Genomic DNA, 21,257 nt, shown 5'->3' on the forward strand with positions numbered 1-21,257 from the left:
ACACACCTTCAACGCAAGCACCTTCATACTGTGGCGAGGGAGCTTGCTCCCGTTGGGCCGCGAAGCGGCCCCAGTCCAAACAACTGAGACCGTTCAGGTAAACCCGGCGCCTGGTTTTGGGGCTGCTGCGCCGCCCAACGGGAGCAAGCTCCCTCGCCACATTAGAACGGGTTCAAACCGCTACTTCTTCGACAAACACCAACCGGTTCCCCGACGGGTCGCTGATGCTCATTTCGCGACTGCCCCACGGCGTGTCTTCAATCCCGGGCTTGGCGTTGCGGTAGTTTTTGGCCAGCAACTGCCGCTGATACGCCTCCAGCCCCTGGGTTTGAATCCGCACCGCCGCACCCGGCGTGCAATCGCCATGGTGCTCGGACAGGTGCAGCACGCATTCCCCCAGCGACACCTGCAGGTACAGCGGGAAATTGTCTTCGAACCGGTGCTGCCAATCGACCTTGAACCCCAGGAAGTCGACGTAGAACTCCAGCGTCCTGGCCTCGTCGAAACTGCGCAGAATGGGGGTGACTTTTCCTAAGTGCATGGTGATTGCTCCGTGTTTGAGAGCGGCCACTATAAAGCCGCGAACCCTTTACGCAAATCCCCGCTGCGCGCCAGGAATCGTCCGGGCCGCTGGCCGTTGGGCTGGCCGTCGCTGTAGCTCAACACGCCGTTGACCCACACCCCGTCAATCCCTTCCGCCGCGCGCTGGGGCGCCTTGAAATCCGCCACATCCCGCACCCGCAACGGGTCGAACAACACCAGGTCCGCCCAGTGCCCTTCGCGAATTTCGCCGCGCTCGGCCAAGCCAAAGCGCGCGGCCGACAAGCCGGTCATCTTGTGCACCGCGGTGTGCAGCGGGAACAAACCAAGGTCCCGGCTGAAATGCCCCAGCACCCGTGGAAACGCGCCCCACAACCGTGGATGCGGGAACGGATCTTCCGGCAAACCATCCGAACCGATCATCGACAACGGATGCGCCATGATGCGCTGCACATCGGCTTCATCCATCCCGTAATACACCGCGCCGGCAGGTTGCAGGCGACGGGCGGCGTCCATCAGCGGCACCGCCCACTCAGCGGCAATGTCTTGCAGGTCCCGCCCGCCCATTTCCGGGTGCGGCGTCGACCAGGTGATGGTGATACGAAACGCATCGGTGACTTGCTTGAGGTCCAGGGTCGAAGAGCTGGCCGCATAGGGATAGCAATCGCAGCCCACCGGATGAGTCTTCGCTGCGTGTTCCAGTGAAGCCAACAATTGCGGGCTACGCCCCCAGTTGCCGGCGCCCGCGCACTTGAGGTGGGAAATAATCACCGGTGCCCTGGCGTGACGACCAATCTGAAACGCCTCGTCCATGGCCTCCAGCACAGGCTCGAATTCGCTGCGCAAATGGGTGGTGTACACCGCGCCGAACGCCGTGAGCTCTTCACTCAGTTGCAGCACTTCATCGGTCTCGGCGTTGAACGCGCTGGCGTACGCAAGGCCGGTGGACAAACCCAGGGCACCGTCCGCAAGACTCTCCTGCAACTGCACGCGCATGGCGGCGATTTCGCCGGGCGTGGCGGTGCGGTGCAGGTCGTCCATATGGTTGCTGCGCAGCGCCGTGTGGCCGATCAGCGCCGCCACGTTCACCGCCGGGTGGGCGTTTTCCACCGCCGCTCGGTAATCGGCAAAACGCGGATAGGCGAAGGCCTCACGCTTGCCCAACAGGTTCATCGGGTCCGGCGGATCGGCCCGCAGGCTCACCGGCGAAGCGCTGATGCCGCAATTGCCGACGATCACCGTGGTCACGCCCTGGCTGAGCTTGGGCAGCATCTGCGGGTGACGAATCACCACGGTGTCATCGTGGGTGTGCACGTCGATAAACCCCGGCGCCAGCACGCGCCCGGTGGCGTCGATTTCATGCTCGGCAGTGTCCAGGGACAGGTCGCCGATTTTCTCGATACGCCCTTCGCGCAACGCCACATCGGCGACATAGCCGGGGGTGTTGCTGCCATCAATGATCAAAGCCTGGCGGATCAGCGTGTGGTACTTCATCTCAATCTCCAAGCGGCAGGCTGTCGGGGCCGCCGCGATAATCGTCCAGGGCCAGCTTGATCCGTCGCAGGCGTTCCTGGTTGTCGTCCGGCATGGCCAGGGCCAGCTCGGTGGCGAGCACGTCGATGGCCAACAGCATTCCGTAGCGCGCCGCCGTTGGCTTGTAGATAAAACTGGTTTCCGCCGGTTGCAGCGGTAGCAACACATCGGCCAGCTGCGCCAGCGGGGAGTCCGGCAGAGTGATGGCGATGATTTTTGCGCCGTAGTTACGCGCCAGCGCCACCACGCCCAACACCTCCGGGGTGATGCCGGTCAGCGAGCAGACGATCAGCGCATGCTCCGGGCCCAAGGTGGCGGCCGTCACGCGCATCATCACCGGGTCGTGGCAGGCGGTGATCGAGTAGCCCAGGCGCACCAGGCGCACTTGCAACTCGTCACTGCACAGGCTCGACGGCCCGCCCATGCCGAACGCGTGGATCATCCGCGCATGGCCCAGCAGGCTCACAGCGTCGACAAAACTGCGCTGGTTGAAACCGGACAGGTGCCGGCGCAACGTCGCCTCGATATCGCTGAGAATCTGCCGGTGAAACGCCGACTGCTCCGGCAGGCCCGCCGGGTCAAGAAAACGGCTGCCGACGCCGCTGGCCTGGGCCAGTTGCAGGCGCAGGTCACGCAGGTCGCGGCACCCGACGCTGCGGGCGAAACGCGACAAGGTCGCGGTGCTGACCTCGGCCCGCTGGGACAATTCTTCCAGGCTGGCGGACGCTGCAAAGCCGACATCCTCGAGCATCAGCTTGGCGATACGCCCTTCGCCGGCGCTGAAGGAATCCTGGCGGGCGCGGATCTGGTAGAGGATGTCCATCGGTTCGGCTCCGGGTTACAAAATGCAGGACAGGCCATAAGTCAGACCGAAGGCGACCACCGAAATCAGGGTCTCCAGCACGGTCCAGGTCTTGAAGGTCTGGATCACCGTCATATTGAAGTATTCCTTGATCAGCCAGAAGCCGCCGTCGTTCACGTGGGAAAAGATGACCGACCCCGCACCGGTGGCCAGCACCAGCAATTCCGGATGGGGATAACCCAGGCCCATCGCCACCGGCGCAACCACGCCCGACGCAGTGGTCATGGCCACCGTAGCCGAGCCGGTGGCGATGCGCATCAACGCGGCGAACAGCCAACCCATCACCAGCGGCGACAAGTTGAAGGCATGCGCCAGGCCAAGGATTTCATTGGTGACGCCAGCGTCCACCAAAATCCGGTTCAAGCCGCCGCCCGCGCCCACCAGCAAGGTGATGCTGGCCGTCGGTGCCAGGCATTCGTTGGTGAACTTGAGGATCGATTCACGGTTGAAGCCCTGGGCCAGGCCCAGGGTCCAGAAGCTCACTAAAGTGGCCACCAGCAGCGCGATCACCGAGTTGCCGATAAACAACAGGAACTGGTTGAACGCGGTGCCCGGCGTGGAAATCAGGTTGGCCCAGCCGCCGATCATCATCAGCACCACCGGCAACAGGATGGTGCCCATGGTCAGGGCGAAACTCGGCAAACGGATGCGCGGTTCGCGGTCGATGAACTGGCGTTCCAGCGGGTTTTCCGCCGGCAGGTGAATGTGCGGCACGATGAACCTGGCGTACAGGGGGCCGGCAATGATTGCCGTCGGGATACCCACCAGAATCGCATACAGCACGGTTTGACCGACCGACGCGTTATAGGCCAGCACCGCCATCATGGCCGCCGGATGGGGCGGCACCAGCGCATGCACCACCGACAAGCCCGCCACCATCGGCAAACCGACCATCAGGATCGACACGCCCACTCGCCGTGCCACGGTAAAGGCGATCGGCACCAGCAACACAAAACCGACCTCGAAAAACAGCGGCAGCCCCACCAGGAAGGCAATGCACACCATTGCCCAGTGGGCATTACGCTCGCCGAAGCGGTTGATCAGCGTGCGCGCCACCTGCTCGGCGCCGCCGGATTCGGCCATCATCTTGCCGAGCATCGTCCCCAGCGCGACCACCAGCGCAATATGCCCCAGCGTCTTGCCGACGCCCGCCTCGTAGGAGCCCATGATCGTGTCCGCCGGCATCCCGGCCAACAGGGCCAGGCCGATGGACACCAGGGTGATGACGATAAACGGGTTGAGCCGGTAACGCGCGATCAATACGATCAATGCAATGATGGCGATGGCGGCGTAGATCAACAGCCAATACCCCGGTGATGCGGCCATGCGGTACTCCTCGGAAAGGGTCACGTCGAATAGGTTGTGAAACTCATAAATCATTACCGAGGTGGATTTTCAATTTTTATGAAAGTAATTTTCGCCCACGGATAAGCCCTGTCGCGCAGGGATATGCCCAGGGTCAGTGGATGAAAATTCGGGGGGCGTTCTTACATGAAGATTGCCGGGGCTGGAAACTCAACTGCGCAGGCCGAGTCTTAGACTGCACACCGACTCATGACCAGGAAAACCCAGAATGAATCGTCAACACCTGCTTGTTCCCTTCGCCGCCGGCGCCCTGCTGCTCGCCCTGTGCGGCACGGCCTCGGCCGACGAGAACCCGGCGCTGAAAAAATGCATGGACGGCGCCAACACCACCGCCGACATGGTCGATTGCAATGCCAGGGAAACTAAGGTTCAGGACGCGCGCCTGAACACCGCCTACAAAACCGCGATGACGGCGATGGAAGGCAACCGCAAGCAGCAATTGCAGGATGTGCAGCGCCAGTGGATCAAGTTTCGCGATGCCAATTGCGGCTTCATCGGCTCGGCAACCGGCGGCACCATCGACCAGGTCAACGGCTCCGGCTGCGTGCTGGACATGACCCAGACCCGCGCCCAGGAATTGGAAAACCTGGTCGGGCCGTGATACTAGTCGTGCTGTACCCGGGCGCGCTTGAGCAGTTTGCGGCAGCGTTCGGACAGGTGCAGCACCCGCAGATGCTTGCCGGCCTTGGTGTACCGCTCCCGCAGGGTCATCAAGGCGGCAATCGCTGAATAGTCGACAAAGCTCAAGTGACGGCAATCCAGCGTCACCTGGACCGGGTCGTTGGCCGGGTCGAACCGGTTGAGAAACGTCGTGGTCGAGGCAAAGAACAGCGTGCCGTGCACCCGATAGAGTTTGCTGCCGTCCGGCTCCATATGCTCATCGGCATACAGCTCACGCGCTTGCTGCCAGGCGAAGTTCAGCGCCGCAATCACAATCCCGCAGAGCACCGCCGTCGCCAGGTCGGTGAACACGGTAATCACCGTCACCGCCATGATCACCAGCACGTCGTTGAGCGGCACCTTGTTGATCACCCGCAACGAAGCCCAGGCAAACGTCTGCTGGGACACCACGAACATCACGCCCACCAGCGCCGCCAGCGGAATGCGCTCGATCAGCGGTGACAGAAACAGAATGAACAACAGGATCATCACCCCGGCAAATACCCCGGAGAAGCGCCCGCGTCCGCCGGAGCTGAGGTTGATCACGGTTTGCCCGATCATCGCGCAGCCGCCCATGCCGCCGAACAGGCCCGAGACCATATTCGCCGCGCCCAGGGCCACGCTTTCGCGGTCGGGGTAGCCCCGGGTTTCGGTGATTTCGTCGGTGAGGTTGAGGGTCAGCAGGGTTTCCAGCAGGCCGACCATGGCCATCAGGATCGCGTAGGGCGCGATGATGTGCAGGGTTTCGAGGGTCCAGGGAATCTGCGGCAGCGCGAAGGTCGGCAGGCCGCCGGCGATGTGGGCCATGTCGCCCAGGGTGCGGGTCGGCAGGCCGAGCAGATACACCGCCAGGCCCACGCCGAGGATCGCCACCAGGGCTGGCGGCACGGCGCGGGTCAGGCGCGGCAGCAGGTAGACGATGGCCATGGTTGCCGCAACCAGCCCGGTCATCACGTACAGCGGCGTGCCGCTGAGCCAGGTGTCACCGCTCTTGAAGTGCTCCAGCTGCGCCAGGGCAATGATGATCGCCAGGCCGTTAACGAACCCGAGCATTACCGAGTGCGGCACCATGCGCACCAGCTTGCCCAGGCGCAACAGGCCAAAGGCGACCATGATCAAGCCGCCCAGCAACACAGTGGCCAGCAAGTACTGCACGCCGTGCTGCACCACCAGTGCAACGATCACCACCGCCATCGAGCCGGCGGCACCGGAGACCATCCCCGGCCGGCCGCCGAACAGCGCGGTGAGGGTGCAGATGATGAACGCGCCGTAAAGGCCCATCAGCGGGTTGAGGTGGGCGACCAGGGCGAAGGCGATGCATTCGGGCAGCAAGGCAAAAGACGTGGTGAGTCCGGCCAGGGTGTCGGCGCGCAGACGGGTGAGGTTCATTGAAGTACCGGGGAGTCGCGGGGATAAGGCTGGGGATGGTACGGAATTGGGCGAGGTGGGGCTAGTGTTGGGTAAGACAATGGGACCGAGTCGCCCCTTTCGCGAGCAAGCCCGCTCCCACACTTAACCGAGTTCCAACTTTGGAATGCGGTCAAATGTGGGAGCGGGCTTGCCCGCGATGGGCTCAACTCGGTTTCAAGCGAACATCACACCATCTCGTTGCGAATCCACTCGACTACAGAGGTCCGCTTCGGCGCCCACCCGAGCAATTCCCGCGCATGCTTGCCACGCACCCGGCTGTTGGAGCCCAGGCCATAGTTGGCCATTTCATAGCCCCACTCGGCCTCGGAATCCGCCAATGGCCAATCCTGTGGCTTGCCCAGTTTCAGCGCTTCGGCAATCGCGGTGGTCATGTCGACAAACGCCGCTTCGCCACTCTCCACAAAGTAGAACGTACCCGGCACATTCTTTTCCAGCGCCAGCAGGTACAGCGCCACCACGTCTTCGATGTGCACGTTGGACCAGATGTTCTGGCCAGTGCCCACATGACGCACTACGCCGCTCTTGCCCGCCTGCTTGAGCAAGCGCGGCAATTGCACGCTGTCGCGCTTCACGCCCAGGCTGTGGCCGTAGATCAGGGTGTTGCAGATCACCGCCGAGTTCACGCCGTCTTGGGCGGCAGCCAGGATCAGGTTATCAATGGCCACGCGGGCGGCCTTGTCGACGGTCGGCTCCGGCAGGTTGTCTTCGACGTAGATGACGTCGCTCGACTTACCGCCGGACGCATCACCGACGATGCTCGAACCGCTGGTGTGCAGGAACGGCTTGTTGGAACCGCGCAAGGCGGCCAGCAAGGTTTCCACAGCACCGCGATGGTCGCTGCTGGCGGCGTTGATGACCGCGTCAGCCTTCTTCGCTTGCTCGGTCAGCAGCGCGCTGTCATCCAGCGTGCCGGTCACCGGCGTGATGCCCAATGCAGTCATTTCGGCAGCTTGCTCGGCACTGCGCACCAACCCGGTGACGTTATGGCCGGCCTTGACCAGGCCCGTGGCGATGGAGCCGCCGATAAAACCGGCAGCGCCGGTAATGAATACGTTCATGGAGGTGTCTCCCTGCGTGAGTAATTGATGGCGTCAGTATTGCGGACCTATCCATGCGGAATAAGTCCGTATTGCCCAATTCAATCTTGCGCAGGGGTCACGAATCAGCTGGCGTAGCTGGCCAGCTTGCCCTGGATAAAGTCCAGGAAGCACTGGATGCGCAAGGCCAATTGCGAGTTGCGGTAGTACACGGCGTTGATCGGCTGGCGATAGCCGCTGTTGAACTCGGCCAGCACCGGTATCAGGCGCCCGGTCTTGATGTCCTGGGCGGTCATGAAGTCCGACAGACAGGTGATGCCCTGCCCTTCCAGCGCCAGCTGGCGCAAGGTTTCGCCGCTGGAGGCGGCGACGCCCGGCTGGATCTGCCAGCGATCCCCGTGCACATGGCGCAATGGCCAGTGGTTGAGGGTTTCGGTCTGGGTGAAGCTGAGCAAGGTGTGTTCGGCCAGTTCGGCAACAGTGCCGGGGGTGCCGTGCTGTTCCAGGTAAGCCGGGCTGGCGAGGATATGCAGCGGGCTGCAACCCAGTGAGCGGGCGTGCAGGGTCGAGTCGGCCAGGGCACCAATGCGGATCGCGATGTCGGTGCTCTGCTCCAGCAGGTCGATGATCAGGTCGTTGCTGTTCAGCTCCAGCTGGATATCCGGGTACAGGCCACGAAACTCGGCGATGTACGGCACGATCGCGTGCAGCATGAACGGCGACGCCGCGTTGATCCGCAGGCGCCCCGACGGGGTTTGCTGGCGCGACGACAGGCGCTCTTCGAGGTCGTCCATCTGTTCGAGGATCACCTTGGCCCGCTCGAAGAAATACTTGCCCTCTTCGGTCAGGTCCATGCGCCGGGTGGTGCGGTTGATCAAGGTGGTGTCGAGCTTGGCTTCCAGGCGCGACAAGGTGCGGCTGACCGCCGAAGGCGTCTGCCCGACCTGTTCGGCTGCGGCGGAAATCGACCCGCATTCAATCACGCAGACAAAGATCTGTAGCTCATCGGATCGGGCTTTCAACGTGAATCCTCTTTATAGCGGCTGCACGGATACTAGCCGCATTACAGACTCAGGTTAAACACCTGCGCCAGATGCTGCTCATAACGCGCCACGTCGGCTTCGATGGCCGGGCGCTTCATCACGTCCACGCAGAGGAAGGTCGGCAGGCCGGTCATGCCAAGGAATTCGTTGGCCTTGTGGAACGGGAAATACACCGCGTCCACGCCCTTGGCTTCGAAGAAGTCGGTAGGGTCGTCGAAGGCTTGCTGCGGGGCGTTCCAGGTCAGCGACAACATGTATTGCTTGCCCTGGATCAGGCCGCCGCTGCCGTATTTCTGCGAAGAGTCGGAGCGGGTGCGGCCGTCGCTGGCGTACAGGCTGCCGTGGCCTTCGGTGAAGACTTCGTCGATGTACTTTTTGACGATCCACGGGGCGCCCATCCACCAGCCGGGCATCTGGTAAATGATCACGTCGGCCCAGAGGAACTTGGCGACTTCTTCGGCCACGTCGTAGCCGGCGTCGATGTGGGTTTCCTTGACGTCGACGCCGCCACGGTCCAGCACGGCCAGGGCGGCTTCATGCAGGGTGCTGTTGTAGCGACCGTCGGAATGGGCGAACTTCTTGCCGCCGTTGAGCAGGAGAACTTTCTTCATGGGGGTGCCTAAAGATTAAAAATGTCTGAAGGCAGGGTAAAGAGGTCGGGGCTTTGGAATAAGCGCCGGGCAGGCAAAATACATTTGACCGGAAAGCACGAATCAACAATAGATTCTTAACCACTGATCAGCAGATGCCCACCCAACGCGGCCATGCCGATAAAAAATACGCGCTTGAACAACACCGCGCTGATGCGCTGGCGCAGGGCCTGGCCCAGCCACATGCCGAGCAGCGCGGGTACCAGCGCCAATAGCGAGGCATTCAACTCGCCGCCGCCCAGGCTACCGCGCCAGAACAGCCCGGCCGCCAGCGCCAGGGTCGATACGGTGAACGAAAGCCCCAGCGCCTGCACCAGTTGGTCGCGGTTCAAGCCCAACGCTTGCAGATACGGTACCGCCGGGATCACAAACACCCCGGTGGCCGAGGTGATGACCCCGGTCAGCACCCCGCACAGCGGCCCCAGCCAGCGCTCGGTGGCCGGGCCCACGTTGAACGTCGGCAGCAACAGCCCGCTCAAGGCATACACCAGCAACGCCCCGCCCAACGCCCGCACCACCCAATGCCCGCCGTCCATGCCCAGCCACAACGAGCCCAGCCCGGTGCCAAGGAAAATCAGCAGGAGCATCGGCCACAGGCGTTTGATCAAGGCGCCCAGGTGACCGCCGAAGGCCAGTTGCCAGAGGTTAGTGACGGTGGACGGAATGATCAGTAGCGCGGCAGCCTGCGCCGGCAACATAGCCAGGCCGAGCATGCCCATGGCGACGGTGGGCAGGCCCAGGCCGATCACGCCCTTGACCGTGCCGGCCAGCATAAACGTGCCGATCACCAGTAATGTCAGGGCCGGACCGAGGTTTTGGTAGAACGCGAGAAAAGTATTCATGGGTTGATTTTGCGGGCTTGCCGTGGGATTTGAAATTCGCCATATACTGAGCTTGCCTCTTGTTTTGTTTGAGGCTGATGGCCCCATCGCAGGCAAGCCAGCTCCCACAGTGATCGCATTCCAAAGTGGGAGCGGGCTTGCCGCGATGAGGCCGGCACAGCCACCCTGGAAACTCGCCATGCACTTTGACCTGATCGACCTGCGCCTGTACCTGCACATCCTCGACACCGGCAATATCACCGCCGGCGCCGGCCGCAGCCATTTGTCCCTGGCTGCCGCCAGCGCGCGGATCCGGGCGATGGAAGCTTCACTGGGCATTGAGTTCCTGGAGCGTGGCCGCCGAGGCGTCACCCCGACACCGGCAGGCAAAGCCCTGGCCCGTCACGCCCGCCTGCTGTTGCAGCAAGCCGAGCACCTGCAGCAAGACCTGGCGGAATACGCCAACGGCGTCAAAGGCCAGGTGCGCCTGCTGTGCAACACCACCGCCCTGAGCGAATACCTGCCGGAACTGCTGGCGGATTTTCTGCACGAGCACCCCAACCTCGACATCGACCTGCAGGAACTGCCGAGCCTGCGCATCACCCAAGCCTTGCGCCAGGGCACAGCAGACCTCGGGATTATTTCCGATGCGGTGGACACCCACGGCCTGCAAACCCTGCCCTTTCGCGACGACCCGCTGGTGCTGATCATGCCGCTGGATCATCCCTTGGCCGAACGCACCGTGAGTTTTATCGACAGCTTGCAGCACGACTACGTGGGCCTGGCCGCCGGCAGCGCGCTGGCGGTGTACCTGGAAGAACAGGCGCTGCACGCCGGCTTTCGCTTGCAGACACGCATCCGCGCGGACGGCTTTGACGGGTTGATTCGCATGGTCGCCCGGGGCGCCGGGCTGGGGATCGTGCCTCAGGCGGCGCTGGAGCGCTGGCCGTTGGAGCGGCGCTTCAAGGCCCAACCCCTGACCGAGGAGTGGGCCTGTCGCAAGCTGCTGTTATGCGCCCGCGAGTTCGAGCGATTGCCGGGTTACGCCAGGGCCTTGTTCGACGCCTTGGCCGCGCCCTTGCGGAAAAATACGTAGTACACCAGCGACAGAATCAGCAGGAACGGCACGCCGAACACCAGCGTCATCTTGAACGCGTCGGTGAAGAACGTGGTGATCATCACCGCCCCCATCAACACCAGGCCCAGCAGGGTGCTGTAGGGAAACAGCGCCAGCTGGAACGACAACTTCGCCCCGCCATGACGCTGGCGGTAGCGGCGGAAAAACAGGTGCGTAAGGAAGATCATGAACCAGGTGAAGATCGCGCCAAACATCGAGATTGCCATCATCAGGGTGAACGAGCTTTCCGGGTACACCACGTTCAGCAGCGTCGCCAGGGCGATGCCCGAACTGGACAGCAGCAAGGCGTTCAAGGGGATCCCGCTCTTGCTCAAGGCGCCCATGGACTTGGGCGCAAAACCGGCGCGGGACAGGCTGAACATCATGCGGGTGGTGATGTAGAGCTGGCTGTTCATCGCCGACAAGGCGGCGATCAGGATCACGAAGTTCATCACCCCGGTGGCGCCAGGAATGCCGATGGTCTGCATCACTGTGACGAACGGGCTCTGGGCATGCCCGGCCTGGTTCCACGGCACGATGGCCAACATCAGCGCCAGGGTCAGCAGGTAGAACACCACCAGCCGCACGATGGTTGCGCGGAAAGCTTTCTTCACCGCCTGCTCCGGGTCGGCTGCTTCACCGGCGGCCACCGCGATCATTTCCACGCTCAGGTAGCTGAAGATCGAGACGATCACCGCGATCCACATGCCGCTCAACCCATTCGGGAAAAAGCCGCCGTGGGCGGTGTAATGCTGCACACCGTAATCCGGGTTGCCGGAGCCGAACACCACATACACCGCGAGGATGATGAAGCCGACGATGGCGCTGATCTTGATCGTGGAGAACCAGTACTCGAAGTTGCCGAAAGTCTTGACGCTGATAGCGTTGAGCACGATCAGCACGCTGGAAAACGACACGATCCACACCCACTCCGGCACGTTGGCGAACCAGTACTTCATGTACATCGCCACCGCCGTGACCTCGGCGCCCACCGCCAGCACAATCGCCGCCCAGTACGCATACCGCACCAGGAAGCCCGCCAGCGGGCTGACGTAAAACTCGGCATACGCGCCGAACGAGCCCGAGGTGGAATGCGCCACGGTCATCTCCGCCAGGCACCCCATCAACAGCAAGGTGATCAGCGCGCCAATGGCATAGCTGACCAGCACGCTGGGCCCGGCATAACCGATGGCGTAGGCGCTGCCCATGAACAGCCCGGTGCCGATGGCGCCACCGATGGCGATCATGCTCATCTGGCCGGAAGTGAGCTGGCGCCTGAGGCCCAACTCGCGATTGGTAATTTCGGCAAAGCCTTGGTCTGGCGTGGTCACGTGGCGTGCCCCTTTATTATTGTGATTGCACTGTTTGTTGCTTGCCCCGAACCTTGTGGGAGCTGGCTTGCCTGCGATGCAGACACCTCGGTATGTCAGTTAAACCAAAGTGATGCCATCGCAGGCAAGCCAGCTCCCACAAGGGTTTTGTGTTGTATCAGGTAACGCTATGGCGCACTTTGAATTGCGGCTGGTCCCAGGTTTTCTGGTCGAGAATTTCGCCGAGGATTTCCACCGCATCCCACACCTCAACAAAGCTGGTGTACAACGGGGTAAACCCGAACCGCATGATGCGCGGCTCGCGATAATCACCAATCACGCCACGGGCGATCAAGGCCTGGATAACCGCATAGCCTTGCGGGTGTTCAAAGCTGACGTGGCTGCCGCGCCGGGCATGTTCACGCGGAGTGATCAGGGTCAATTCGTGGGCGGCGCAACGGGACTCCACCAACGCAATAAACAGGTCAGTCAACGCCAGGGATTTGGTACGAAGGCTGGCCATGTCGGTCTGGGCAAAAATATCCAGGCCACATTCCACCATCGCCAGCGAAGTAATCGGCTGGGTGCCGCACAGGTAGCGCGCAATGCCCTGGCTCGGCGCATAACGCGATTCCATGGCGAACTGCCGGGTATGCCCGAACCAGCCCGAGAGCGGCTGTGTGACCACATCCACCAGCGCCGGGTTGACCCACACAAACGCCTGGGAGCCGGGCCCGCCGTTGAGGTATTTGTAGGTGCAGCCAATCGCATAATCGGCCGCGGCCTGATGCAGGTCGATCGGCACTGCGCCCGCCGAATGCGCAAGGTCCCAGATCGCCAGCGCGCCACATTCATGGCTCAACGCGGTCTGGGCCTGCATGTCGTACATGTAGCCGGTCTTGTAGTTGACGTGGGTAAGCATCACCACGGCGGTGTCCTGGTCGATGGCCTGGGGCAGTTCGTCCGGGCTGTTGACCAGGCGCAGGGAGTAGCCCTGTTGCAGCAGTTCGGTCAGGCCTTCGGCGATGTACAGGTCGGTGGGGAAATTGCTCGCTTCGCTGACGATCACCTTGCGGCTTGGCGCCCGCTCGCGCTGCACGGTCAACGCGGCGCTGAGCACTTTGAACAGGTTGATGGAGGTGGTATCGGTGATCACCACTTCACCGTCGCGGGCCCCGATCAGCGGCGCCAGGCGATTGCCCAGACGCTGGGACAAATCGGCCCAGCCGGCGCTGTTCCAGCTGCGAATCAGCCCGTTGCCCCACTCCTCGGCTATCACCGCGTGCGCCCGCTCCAGCGCTGCCACCGGGCGTGCGCCGAGGGAGTTGCCGTCGAGGTAGATCACCCCGGCAGGCAAGGCGAATTGGTTGCGCAGCGGCGCCAGCGGATCCTGGGCGTCGAGGGTCAGGCAATGGGTGCGGGTGGTCATGGTCAGTCCTGTTCTTGTAGTAACAATGAGCCAAATAATGAACGAAGCTTTAGAGAATTTTCGTGCAAAGTGGTGGGCAACAGGCTAATTAAGCTGTAGGAAATTCGAATTTAACCCCCAAACACGCGGATTTATTCTAACCATGATGCTCGACGCCACCGACCTGCGCCTTCTGCATTTCCTGCAACAGGATGGCCGTATCAGCAACCAGGAACTGGCGGAGAAAGTCGCCCTGTCGCCATCGGCCTGCCTGCGGCGTTTGCGCCTGCTGGAGAGCGAGGGAATCATCAGTGGGTATCGGGCGGTGTTGAACGCGGAGCAACTGGGGATCGAGCTGGAGGCGATCGTCCACCTGTCATTGCGCCAGGATGTGGAGGATTGGCACGAGACGTTTATCAAGAAGGTGCAGGGTTGGCCGGAGGTGGCCAGTGCGTATGTGATTACCGGGGCGAGCAACTATGTGTTGCGGGTGCAGGCGCGCAACCTCAAGCACTTTTCGGACTTTATCGTGAACCACCTGAACCGCACGGCGGGGGTGATGGATATTCGCTCGGAGATCGTGTTGCAGAAGATCAAGGATCGGGATGATTTGCTGGATCTGGTTGTTCGCAAATAGCACGAACACTACAACCCCCTGTAGGAGCTGGCTTGCCAGCGATAGCGGTCGTTCAGTCACCACCGTCATCGCCGGCAAGCCGGCTCCTACAGGGATCGGGATCAGTCTTCGAGAGCGCGCACCCGCTGCATGCGCTTCTGCTCTACCGGCGCCGCCGCCGACTGCAACTCAAAGTCAAAATCAATCTGCGCAAACTGCCCTTCCACGCCAAATTCCTTCGCCAGGTTCGCATCCTCGCTGAAGCGAATTTCGGCGATCAACTCATCCCGCGTCGCATAGGCAAAATCATCATGCAGGTATGGATCGTCCGACAGGTTGATCTGCGTGGTCAGGTGCCGGTGGCCCGGTGCCGAGATGAAGAAGTGGATATGCGCCGGCCGCTGCCCGTGGCGCCCCAACTGGTCGAGCAATTGCTGAGTCGGACCGGTCGGCGGGCAGCCGTACCCGGACGGCACGATGCTGCGAAAACGATAGTTGCCCTGGGCATCGGTCTCGATCCGACGGCGCAGGTTGAACTCCGACTGCGTGCCGTCAAACCACGAATACGTGCCGCCCGTGTTGGCCTGCCACACATCGACAATCGCCCCCGCCAGCGGCTTGCCGTGGGTGTCGCGCACCTGGCCCTGCATGAACAGCGGCACACCCGGATCCAGCCCGTCATCCAGCCGCGCCTCGTATTTGGACAGCGGCGCGCCGGCCACATACAGCGGGCCTTCGATGGTGCGCGGGGTGCCGCCGGATTTGCCGGCTTCCTCGTCCGCCGCGTCCATCAGCATGTCCAGGTAATGCTCCAGGCCCAGGCCTGCCGCGAGCAACCCGGCTTCCTGGTTCTTGCCCAGTTCGTTGAGGTAGTTGACCGCCTTCCAGAACTCTTCCGGGGTCACTTCCAGGTCTTCGATGATGTTCACCGTGTCCCGCAGGATCCGGTAGATCAGCGCCTTGGCCCGTGGGTTGCCGCCGTCGTTAAGGTTGCCGCTGGCTTCTTCGAGAAACTGTTGGGCGTGAGCAGTCTGGGAAAGTCGGATGGACATGGTGCAATCCTCATCTTGTAATTATTAGGTGAAAAAACAGACTCAGCGATCATCCTCACGGATCGACGACGGATGCCGGCACAGGGCATTCACTTCGATGGCCATGTAAGGATAAAGCGGCAGTTGCATCAGCAGGTCATGCAGTTCCTGCACGCTGTCGACATCGAACACGCTGTAGTTGGCATACAGCCCGGCGATGCGCCACAGGTGGCGCCATTTGCCTTGCTCTTGCAGCCGCTGCGAGAAGGCTTTTTCTTCAGCCTTGAGGGCAGCAGCGCGCTCGGGGTTCATGTCGACGGGCAGGTTCACGGTCATTTTTACGTGGAACAACATCGCAGGTGTCCTCTTGTTATTGGTCGCGACGGAAGAACGCCAGGCGCTCTTCATCGATGGCCAGGCCCAGGCCCGGAGCGGTGGAGACATGCAGGTGGAAATCGCGGTACACCAGCGGCTCGGCCAGGATGTCTTCGGTGAGCAGCAGCGGGCCGAACAGCTCGGTGTCCCACGCCAGTTTGTTCAAGGTGAGAAAGGCATGGGCCGAGGCCAGGGTGCCGATACCGCCTTCGAGCATGGTGCCGCCGTACAGGCCGATACCCGCCGCCTCGGCAATCGCTGCGGTACGCAACACCGCACGCGGGCCGCCGTTTTTGGCGATCTTCAGGGCGAACACCGAGGCCGCACCTTCGCGGGCCAGGTTGAAGGCGTCTTCCACACATTCGATGGATTCGTCGGCCATGATCGGCGCCGGGCTCGACAGGTTGAGCCGCACCATGCCGCCACGGTTGTTGCGCGAAATCGGTTGTTCGATCAGGTCGATACCGTTGTCGCCCAGCACCTTGCAGGCGCGCAGGGCCACGGCTTCGTCCCACGCCTGGTTGACGTCGACCCGCACGCTGGCGCGGTCGCCCAGGGCTTTTTTGATCGCGATTACATGCGCCAGGTCCTGGCTGACTTCACCGGCGCCGATCTTCAATTTGAAGATGCGGTGGCGACGCAGGTCGAGCATCTTCTCGGCTTCGGCGATGTCTTTTTCGGTGTTGCCGCTGGCCAGGGTCCAGGCCACCGGCAGGGCGTCCCGCACACGGCCGCCGAGCAATTCGCTGACCGGCAGGTTCAGGCGCTTGCCAAGTGCATCGAGCAACGCGCTTTCGATGCCCGACTTGGCAAAGGTGTTGCCCCGAATGCTGCGCTCCAGGCGCAACATGGCCGCGTTGATATTGCTCGCGTCCTGGCCTAGCAGTAGCGGCGCGAAGTGCCGGTCGATGTTGATTTTGATGCTGTCGGGGCTTTCATTGCCGTAGCTCAGGCCGCCGATGGTGGTGGATTCACCAATGCCTTCGATGCCGTCGGCGCAGCGCACGCGGATGATCACCAGGGTTTGGTTCTGCATCGTGTGCATCGCCAGCTTGTGCGGGCGGATGGTAGGAAGGTCGACGATGATGGTCTCGATCGACTCGATGGCACAAATCGGCATGGCAATACCCGTTGGGTTCTTTATAGATTTGGCCTGATTCTGTTCCGGATCTCTGCTGGCTTCCAATATAGAATGGGTCTCGAACAATACCCTTAAGGTATGAATGGAGTCTTTATGGAACTGCGCCATCTGCGTTACTTCCAGGTGCTGGGTGAAACCCTCAACTTCACCCGCGCCGCCGAACGCCTGCACATTGCCCAGCCGCCGTTGAGTCGGCAGATCCAGCAATTGGAAGACGAACTGGGCGTGGTCCTGCTGGAGCGCGGGCGGCCGTTGCGCCTGACCGAGGCCGGGCGTTTTTTCTATGAGCACGCCAATGTGCTGCTGGAACAACTGGGCAAGGTGTGCGACAACACCCGGCGCATCGGCCTTGGCCAAAAGACCTGGCTGGGCATCGGTTTTGCGCCGTCGACGCTGTATGGCGTGCTGCCCGAACTGATTCGCCGGCTGCGCAGCCACGATGGCCTGGAGCTGGAGTTGGGGCTTTCCGAGATGACCACCCTGCAACAAGTCGAAGCCCTCAAGGCCGGGCGGATTGACGTGGGCTTCGGGCGGATTCGCATCGACGACCCGGCCATCGTGCAGCGGGTGTTGGTGGAGGACCGGCTGGTGGCGGTGCTGCCGGCCGGGCATCCCTTGCTGGGTGCTCCGGCCACCCTGGCGCAGTTGGCCGCAGAGCCCTTCGTGCTGTACCCCGGCAACCCGCGCCCCAGCTACGCCGACCATGTGATCGCGTTGTTCGACGCCCACGGCTTGAGCCTCAAGGTTGCGCAATGGACCAACGAATTGCAGACCGCCATCGGCCTGGTCGGTGCGGGCATGGGCGTGACGCTGGTGCCAGCCTCGGTGCAAGTGCTGCACCGCGCCGACATCGGCTACACGCCGGTGGTGGAAGCCACCGCCACTTCGCCGATCATTCTCAGCCGGCGGATCAATGACCAGTCGCCGGGGCTCAGTCATTGCCTGCAACTGGTCGAAGAGTTGATCTGAGATCTCACAACCACCACAAATCCCCTGTGGGAGCTGGCTTGCCTGCGATAGCGGTGATTCAGAAAAGAAAATGCAAGCTGATCCACCGCTATCGCAGGCAAGCCAGCTCCTACAGTTGATCTCCGTTGTTTTTGAGTAATGTGTTCAGCCACGCATGCGCCGGGCATCGTTGCGCTGAAGGGTCTGGCTGGGAGACTCGTCGAACAGCTTGCGGTACTCGGCCGAGAATCGCCCCAGGTGGGTAAAGCCCCAGCCCAGGGCGATCTCGGAGATGGTGCGGGTTGAGCCGTGTTCGAGGATTTGCTGGCGCACGGCACCCAGGCGATATTTCTTCAGATAGGCCATGGGCGACAGGGCGAAGTATTTGCGGAAGGCATCGAACAGCTTGAACCGCGACACGCCTGCCGCCGCCTCCAAGTCCTCCAGGTGCACCGCTTCCCGGGCGTTGTCGTGGATGTACTGCCGGGCACGGATCAGATAGTGCGGCAGCTTCACCCCCAATACGTCCCGCAGTTCTTCGGAATAGTTGTTCGGCTGGGCCAGGATCAGGCCCTTGATCAGCGAGCTTTCCAGGTCCCGGGTAAACGCCACCTGGTCATACAGCTCGCTGCTGCGTTCCAGCTCGGCGATGAAATACCGCGCCATGCGCCACCACGACGCAGAGGCGCCGTCCACCGCGTCCATCGCCGACTCAAAGCGCAGCGGCGCTTCAATCGGCCGCTGCAGCAAGCCTTCCAGGGATTCGCTCATGGCCGCCCGGGTGATCACCACTTGCAGCTTGCGGCAGTCACCCGAGATCTCCAGTACCTGATGCTCGTTGGGCGAGATGATCACGCCCTGGTCGCGGTTGGAGCTGAGCCGCACGCCGTTTTTGCTCAGCTCCTGCTCACCCACCAGAGGCAGGGTCAGGCTGTAGCTGCTGAAGTGCTCGGCGTCTTCGATATCGATGGTGACGTCGGTGCCGTACTCGATAATCCCCAGCGTCGTGGCGCGGGACTTGAACACATTGGCACTGTGGTGAAAACGGATGCGCTCCGGCGTCGCGGTTTGCAGCCGGTGCGGCCCGCAAATGCCGGACATCCAGCTGCAGGCGCCTTCAAGGTCGAAGCGCTCGATACGTATATCGCGTTTATTGCTACTCATCACGGGGCACCCACGGCAATTGTGGCCGGCGCGCTCTGACGGCGCGTCCTGGTAGAGCAACAGCAAGTTTTGCGCCACGCCAGCGGGATCGCCACTGGGTGGATAGCAACCGTCGACTAAGTGGATAACAAGCAGACTTTTCCGACAATCACCTCGCAAGACAGTAGCCCATTCCGCCACCACCCTGCACCGCCGTGGGTATTTCGTGCCCAACTAAGTGGCCCACCTTCCCCCATTAACCGGATAGCCCGCCGCCCCGCCGCAGCCTCTTAATGGCCTACCCGTTTAGCCATTATCCAAAAGGTGCCTCCCATGAGTGGTGCAAGAAGCGTCGAGCAGTGGAAAAGTTTTATCGAAGGCTGCCTGGACTTTCGTCCGGTGGATGAGGTGTTCCGCATCGCCCGGGACATGTTCACCGAGCCGGAACTGTTTGATCTGGAGATGGAACTGATCTTCGAAAAGAACTGGATCTACGCCTGTCACGAAAGCGAATTGGCCAACAAGCATGACTTCGTGACGATGCGTGCCGGGCGCCAGCCGATGATCATCACCCGCGACGGCGAAGGCCAGCTCAACGCACTGATCAACGCCTGCCAGCATCGCGGCACCACCCTGACGCGGGTCGGCAAGGGCAACCAGTCCACGTTCACCTGCCCGTTCCACGCCTGGTGCTACAAGAGCGACGGCCGGCTGGTGAAGGTCAAGGCGCCGGGGGAATACCCGGAAGGCTTCGACAAGGCCACTCGCGGCCTGAAAAAGGCGCGGATCGAGAGCTACAAGGGCTTCGTGTTCATCAGCCTGGACGTGAACGGCACTAACCGCCTGGAAGACTTCCTGGGCGACGCCAAGGTGTTCTTCGACATGATGGTCGCCCAGTCGGCCACCGGTGAGCTGGAAGTACTGCCGGGCAAATCCGCCTACACCTACGACGGCAACTGGAAACTGCAAAACGAAAACGGCCTGGACGGTTATCACGTCAGCACCGTGCACTACAACTACGTGGCCACGGTGCAGCATCGCCAGCAGGTCAATACCGAGAACGGCACGGGTTCCGGCACGACCCTGGACTACAGCAAGCTCGGCGCCGGTGATGCCAACACCGACGACGGCTGGTTCGCCTTCAACAATGGCCACAGCCTGTTGTTCAGCGACATGCCCAACCCCACCGTGCGTTCGGGCTACGCCACCATCATGCCGCGCCTGGTCGAAGAACACGGCCAGCAAAAAGCCGAGTGGATGATGCACCGCCTGCGCAACCTGAACATCTACCCAAGCCTGTTCTTTCTCGACCAGATCAGCTCGCAGCTGCGGATCATCCGCCCTATCGCCTGGAACAAGACCGAGATCATCAGCCAGTGCCTGGGGGTGAAGGGCGAGTCTGACGCCGACCGTGAAAACCGCATCCGCCAGTTCGAGGATTTCTTCAACGTCTCGGGCATGGGCACGCCGGATGACCTGGTGGAGTTTCGCGAAGCCCAGCGTGGCTTCCAGGGCCGCCTGGAACGCTGGAGCGATATCTCCCGCGGCAGCCATCGCTGGGAAACCGGGCCGACGCCCAACAGCGAAGCCATCGGTATCCAGCCGGCAATGACCGGCACCGAATTCACCCACGAAGGGCTGTACGTCAACCAGCATCGCAACTGGCAGAAGTTCCTGCTGGACGGGCTTGATGCCCAAGCCCTGAAACTGCGGGAGGTGGAATGATGAATGCGCAATTGCAGTACCGGATCGAGCAGTTCTTTTACCGTAAATCCGAGCTGTGCGATGCCCAGGATTGGGACGCCTACGTGCAGCTGTTCGACCCGCAGAGTGAGTTCCACCTGCCGCAATGGGACTCGGAACATGTCTACACCCGCGACCCGAAGCGCGAGATGTCGCTGATCTACTACGCCAACCGTTCCGGGCTGGAGGATCGGGTGTTTCGCCTGCGCACGGGCAAGGCGGCGTCGGCCACGCCGATGCCGAGAACCCTGCATTTGATCAATAACGTGCGGATTGCCGAGCAACCGGACGGGCTGCTGGAAGTGAAGCTGAACTGGCACACGCTGTTCTATCGGCTGGCGATGTCGGAGCAGTTCTACGGGAGCGCCACTTACAGCCTCAAGCCCGATGGCGACAGTTGGCTGATCACCCGCAAGCATGCGTTGTTGCTCAACGACACCATCAACTCGGTGCTGGATTTCTATCACCTGTGACAACGCGCTT

Annotated in this window: 21 protein-coding genes; 6 read left to right on the top strand and 15 right to left on the bottom strand. The window is 62.0% G+C overall.

The features are described 5' to 3' along the window. Positions 1-172: 172 nt before the first annotated feature. The 4 genes from P3C29_RS25140 to P3C29_RS25155 are packed head-to-tail and all read right to left on the bottom strand — an operon-like array spanning position 173 to position 4,315. Entirely contained in the window at positions 173-541 is a 369-nt protein-coding gene (locus P3C29_RS25140; RefSeq protein ID WP_275965753.1) for a glyoxalase superfamily protein, read from the bottom strand. A gap of 29 nt (positions 542-570) precedes the next feature. After that, complete coding sequence (locus tag P3C29_RS25145) at positions 571-2,034, bottom strand: D-aminoacylase (protein ID WP_275965754.1); 1,464 nt, start codon at positions 2,032-2,034, stop codon at positions 571-573. Between the two features lies 1 nt (position 2,035). Next, on the bottom strand, positions 2,036-2,896 hold the full coding sequence (locus P3C29_RS25150; protein WP_275965755.1) for a MurR/RpiR family transcriptional regulator: 861 nt from the start codon (positions 2,894-2,896) through the stop codon (positions 2,036-2,038). 15 nt (positions 2,897-2,911) lie between these two features. Further along, positions 2,912-4,315: a gluconate:H+ symporter gene (locus tag P3C29_RS25155; protein WP_275965756.1), complete on the bottom strand. Its 1,404-nt coding sequence runs from the start codon at positions 4,313-4,315 to the stop codon at positions 2,912-2,914. A 193-nt stretch (positions 4,316-4,508) separates the two neighbouring features. Here P3C29_RS25155 and P3C29_RS25160 point away from each other — a divergent pair, with 193 nt between their 5' ends. Then, the gene (locus tag P3C29_RS25160) at positions 4,509-4,901 is read left to right on the top strand and encodes a lysozyme inhibitor LprI family protein (RefSeq protein ID WP_169387030.1); all 393 of its coding nucleotides are present in this window, start codon (positions 4,509-4,511) and stop codon (positions 4,899-4,901) included. A gap of 2 nt (positions 4,902-4,903) precedes the next feature. Here P3C29_RS25160 and P3C29_RS25165 read toward each other — a convergent pair whose 3' ends face one another. From P3C29_RS25165 to P3C29_RS25185, 5 genes are all read right to left on the bottom strand, one after another. Then, positions 4,904-6,349 (bottom strand): SulP family inorganic anion transporter, encoded by a 1,446-nt coding sequence (locus P3C29_RS25165; protein ID WP_275965757.1) that lies wholly within the window; start codon positions 6,347-6,349, stop codon positions 4,904-4,906. A gap of 206 nt (positions 6,350-6,555) precedes the next feature. Beyond that, complete coding sequence (locus P3C29_RS25170; protein ID WP_275965758.1) at positions 6,556-7,449, bottom strand: NAD-dependent epimerase/dehydratase family protein; 894 nt, start codon at positions 7,447-7,449, stop codon at positions 6,556-6,558. Positions 7,450-7,553: 104 nt separating this feature from the next. Further along, complete coding sequence (locus P3C29_RS25175; protein ID WP_275965759.1) at positions 7,554-8,450, bottom strand: LysR family transcriptional regulator; 897 nt, start codon at positions 8,448-8,450, stop codon at positions 7,554-7,556. Between the two features lie 41 nt (positions 8,451-8,491). Next, positions 8,492-9,082, bottom strand: coding sequence for an NAD(P)H-dependent oxidoreductase (locus tag P3C29_RS25180; protein ID WP_201126102.1), 591 nt, complete (start codon positions 9,080-9,082; stop codon positions 8,492-8,494). A 116-nt stretch (positions 9,083-9,198) separates the two neighbouring features. Then, complete coding sequence (locus P3C29_RS25185; protein WP_275965760.1) at positions 9,199-9,963, bottom strand: sulfite exporter TauE/SafE family protein; 765 nt, start codon at positions 9,961-9,963, stop codon at positions 9,199-9,201. 178 nt (positions 9,964-10,141) lie between these two features. On the opposite strand from P3C29_RS25185, the gene P3C29_RS25190 reads away from it, so the two are divergent. Then, positions 10,142-11,038: a LysR substrate-binding domain-containing protein gene (locus P3C29_RS25190; RefSeq protein WP_201126100.1), complete on the top strand. Its 897-nt coding sequence runs from the start codon at positions 10,142-10,144 to the stop codon at positions 11,036-11,038. On the opposite strand, the gene P3C29_RS25195 is transcribed toward P3C29_RS25190, so the two are convergent. Then, the gene (locus P3C29_RS25195) at positions 10,984-12,390 is read right to left on the bottom strand and encodes an amino acid permease (protein WP_010174204.1); all 1,407 of its coding nucleotides are present in this window, start codon (positions 12,388-12,390) and stop codon (positions 10,984-10,986) included. The genes P3C29_RS25190 and P3C29_RS25195 overlap by 55 nt on opposite strands. A gap of 157 nt (positions 12,391-12,547) precedes the next feature. After that, entirely contained in the window at positions 12,548-13,798 is a 1,251-nt protein-coding gene (kynU, locus tag P3C29_RS25200; protein ID WP_275965761.1) for a kynureninase, read from the bottom strand. A gap of 142 nt (positions 13,799-13,940) precedes the next feature. Here kynU and P3C29_RS25205 point away from each other — a divergent pair, with 142 nt between their 5' ends. Further along, positions 13,941-14,414 carry an Lrp/AsnC family transcriptional regulator gene (locus P3C29_RS25205; RefSeq protein WP_177129985.1) on the top strand — a complete coding sequence of 158 codons (474 nt, stop codon included), beginning with the start codon at positions 13,941-13,943 and terminating at the stop codon, positions 14,412-14,414. 101 nt (positions 14,415-14,515) lie between these two features. Here P3C29_RS25205 and catA read toward each other — a convergent pair whose 3' ends face one another. The 3 genes from catA to P3C29_RS25220 are packed head-to-tail and all read right to left on the bottom strand — an operon-like array spanning position 14,516 to position 16,919. Next, positions 14,516-15,445, bottom strand: a complete 930-nt coding sequence (gene catA, locus P3C29_RS25210) for a catechol 1,2-dioxygenase (protein ID WP_010165519.1) — start codon at positions 15,443-15,445, stop codon at positions 14,516-14,518. A 42-nt stretch (positions 15,446-15,487) separates the two neighbouring features. After that, positions 15,488-15,778: a muconolactone Delta-isomerase gene (gene catC / locus P3C29_RS25215; protein WP_010165520.1), complete on the bottom strand. Its 291-nt coding sequence runs from the start codon at positions 15,776-15,778 to the stop codon at positions 15,488-15,490. Between the two features lie 16 nt (positions 15,779-15,794). Further along, positions 15,795-16,919: a muconate cycloisomerase family protein gene (locus P3C29_RS25220; protein WP_275965762.1), complete on the bottom strand. Its 1,125-nt coding sequence runs from the start codon at positions 16,917-16,919 to the stop codon at positions 15,795-15,797. Positions 16,920-17,033: 114 nt separating this feature from the next. Here P3C29_RS25220 and P3C29_RS25225 point away from each other — a divergent pair, with 114 nt between their 5' ends. After that, entirely contained in the window at positions 17,034-17,909 is an 876-nt protein-coding gene (locus tag P3C29_RS25225) for a LysR family transcriptional regulator (protein WP_201126094.1), read from the top strand. Positions 17,910-18,053: 144 nt separating this feature from the next. Here the strand turns inward: P3C29_RS25225 and P3C29_RS25230 are convergent, their stop codons facing one another. Beyond that, positions 18,054-19,052 (bottom strand): helix-turn-helix domain-containing protein, encoded by a 999-nt coding sequence (locus P3C29_RS25230; protein ID WP_275965763.1) that lies wholly within the window; start codon positions 19,050-19,052, stop codon positions 18,054-18,056. Between the two features lie 312 nt (positions 19,053-19,364). Here P3C29_RS25230 and antA point away from each other — a divergent pair, with 312 nt between their 5' ends. Beyond that, positions 19,365-20,756, top strand: coding sequence for an anthranilate 1,2-dioxygenase large subunit (gene antA, locus P3C29_RS25235; protein ID WP_010174190.1), 1,392 nt, complete (start codon positions 19,365-19,367; stop codon positions 20,754-20,756). Further along, positions 20,756-21,247: an anthranilate 1,2-dioxygenase small subunit gene (gene antB, locus P3C29_RS25240; RefSeq protein WP_275965764.1), complete on the top strand. Its 492-nt coding sequence runs from the start codon at positions 20,756-20,758 to the stop codon at positions 21,245-21,247. Before antA ends, antB begins: the two co-directional genes overlap by 1 nt. Positions 21,248-21,257: the final 10 nt, after the last annotated feature.

Origin of the sequence: Pseudomonas sp. 1912-s, assembly GCF_029269205.1 — a bacterium.
Classification (GTDB): Bacteria; Pseudomonadota; Gammaproteobacteria; order Pseudomonadales; family Pseudomonadaceae; genus Aquipseudomonas.

Excerpts from the sequence above, each read along its gene's own strand:
- P3C29_RS25140 (WP_275965753.1), bottom strand. The coding sequence starts at position 541 with ATGCACTTAGGAAAAGTCACCCCCATTCTGCGCAGTTTCGACGAGGCC.
- P3C29_RS25145 (WP_275965754.1), bottom strand. The coding sequence starts at position 2,034 with ATGAAGTACCACACGCTGATCCGCCAGGCTTTGATCATTGATGGCAGC.
- P3C29_RS25150 (WP_275965755.1), bottom strand. The coding sequence starts at position 2,896 with ATGGACATCCTCTACCAGATCCGCGCCCGCCAGGATTCCTTCAGCGCC.
- P3C29_RS25155 (WP_275965756.1), bottom strand. The coding sequence starts at position 4,315 with ATGATTTATGAGTTTCACAACCTATTCGACGTGACCCTTTCCGAGGAG.
- P3C29_RS25160 (WP_169387030.1), top strand. The coding sequence starts at position 4,509 with ATGAATCGTCAACACCTGCTTGTTCCCTTCGCCGCCGGCGCCCTGCTG.
- P3C29_RS25165 (WP_275965757.1), bottom strand. The coding sequence starts at position 6,349 with ATGAACCTCACCCGTCTGCGCGCCGACACCCTGGCCGGACTCACCACG.
- P3C29_RS25170 (WP_275965758.1), bottom strand. The coding sequence starts at position 7,449 with ATGAACGTATTCATTACCGGCGCTGCCGGTTTTATCGGCGGCTCCATC.
- P3C29_RS25180 (WP_201126102.1), bottom strand. The coding sequence starts at position 9,082 with ATGAAGAAAGTTCTCCTGCTCAACGGCGGCAAGAAGTTCGCCCATTCC.
- P3C29_RS25185 (WP_275965760.1), bottom strand. The coding sequence starts at position 9,963 with ATGAATACTTTTCTCGCGTTCTACCAAAACCTCGGTCCGGCCCTGACA.
- P3C29_RS25190 (WP_201126100.1), top strand. The coding sequence starts at position 10,142 with ATGCACTTTGACCTGATCGACCTGCGCCTGTACCTGCACATCCTCGAC.
- kynU (WP_275965761.1), bottom strand. The coding sequence starts at position 13,798 with ATGACCACCCGCACCCATTGCCTGACCCTCGACGCCCAGGATCCGCTG.
- P3C29_RS25205 (WP_177129985.1), top strand. The coding sequence starts at position 13,941 with ATGATGCTCGACGCCACCGACCTGCGCCTTCTGCATTTCCTGCAACAG.
- catA (WP_010165519.1), bottom strand. The coding sequence starts at position 15,445 with ATGTCCATCCGACTTTCCCAGACTGCTCACGCCCAACAGTTTCTCGAA.
- catC (WP_010165520.1), bottom strand. The coding sequence starts at position 15,778 with ATGTTGTTCCACGTAAAAATGACCGTGAACCTGCCCGTCGACATGAAC.
- P3C29_RS25220 (WP_275965762.1), bottom strand. The coding sequence starts at position 16,919 with ATGCCGATTTGTGCCATCGAGTCGATCGAGACCATCATCGTCGACCTT.
- P3C29_RS25225 (WP_201126094.1), top strand. The coding sequence starts at position 17,034 with ATGGAACTGCGCCATCTGCGTTACTTCCAGGTGCTGGGTGAAACCCTC.
- P3C29_RS25230 (WP_275965763.1), bottom strand. The coding sequence starts at position 19,052 with ATGAGTAGCAATAAACGCGATATACGTATCGAGCGCTTCGACCTTGAA.
- antA (WP_010174190.1), top strand. The coding sequence starts at position 19,365 with ATGAGTGGTGCAAGAAGCGTCGAGCAGTGGAAAAGTTTTATCGAAGGC.
- antB (WP_275965764.1), top strand. The coding sequence starts at position 20,756 with ATGAATGCGCAATTGCAGTACCGGATCGAGCAGTTCTTTTACCGTAAA.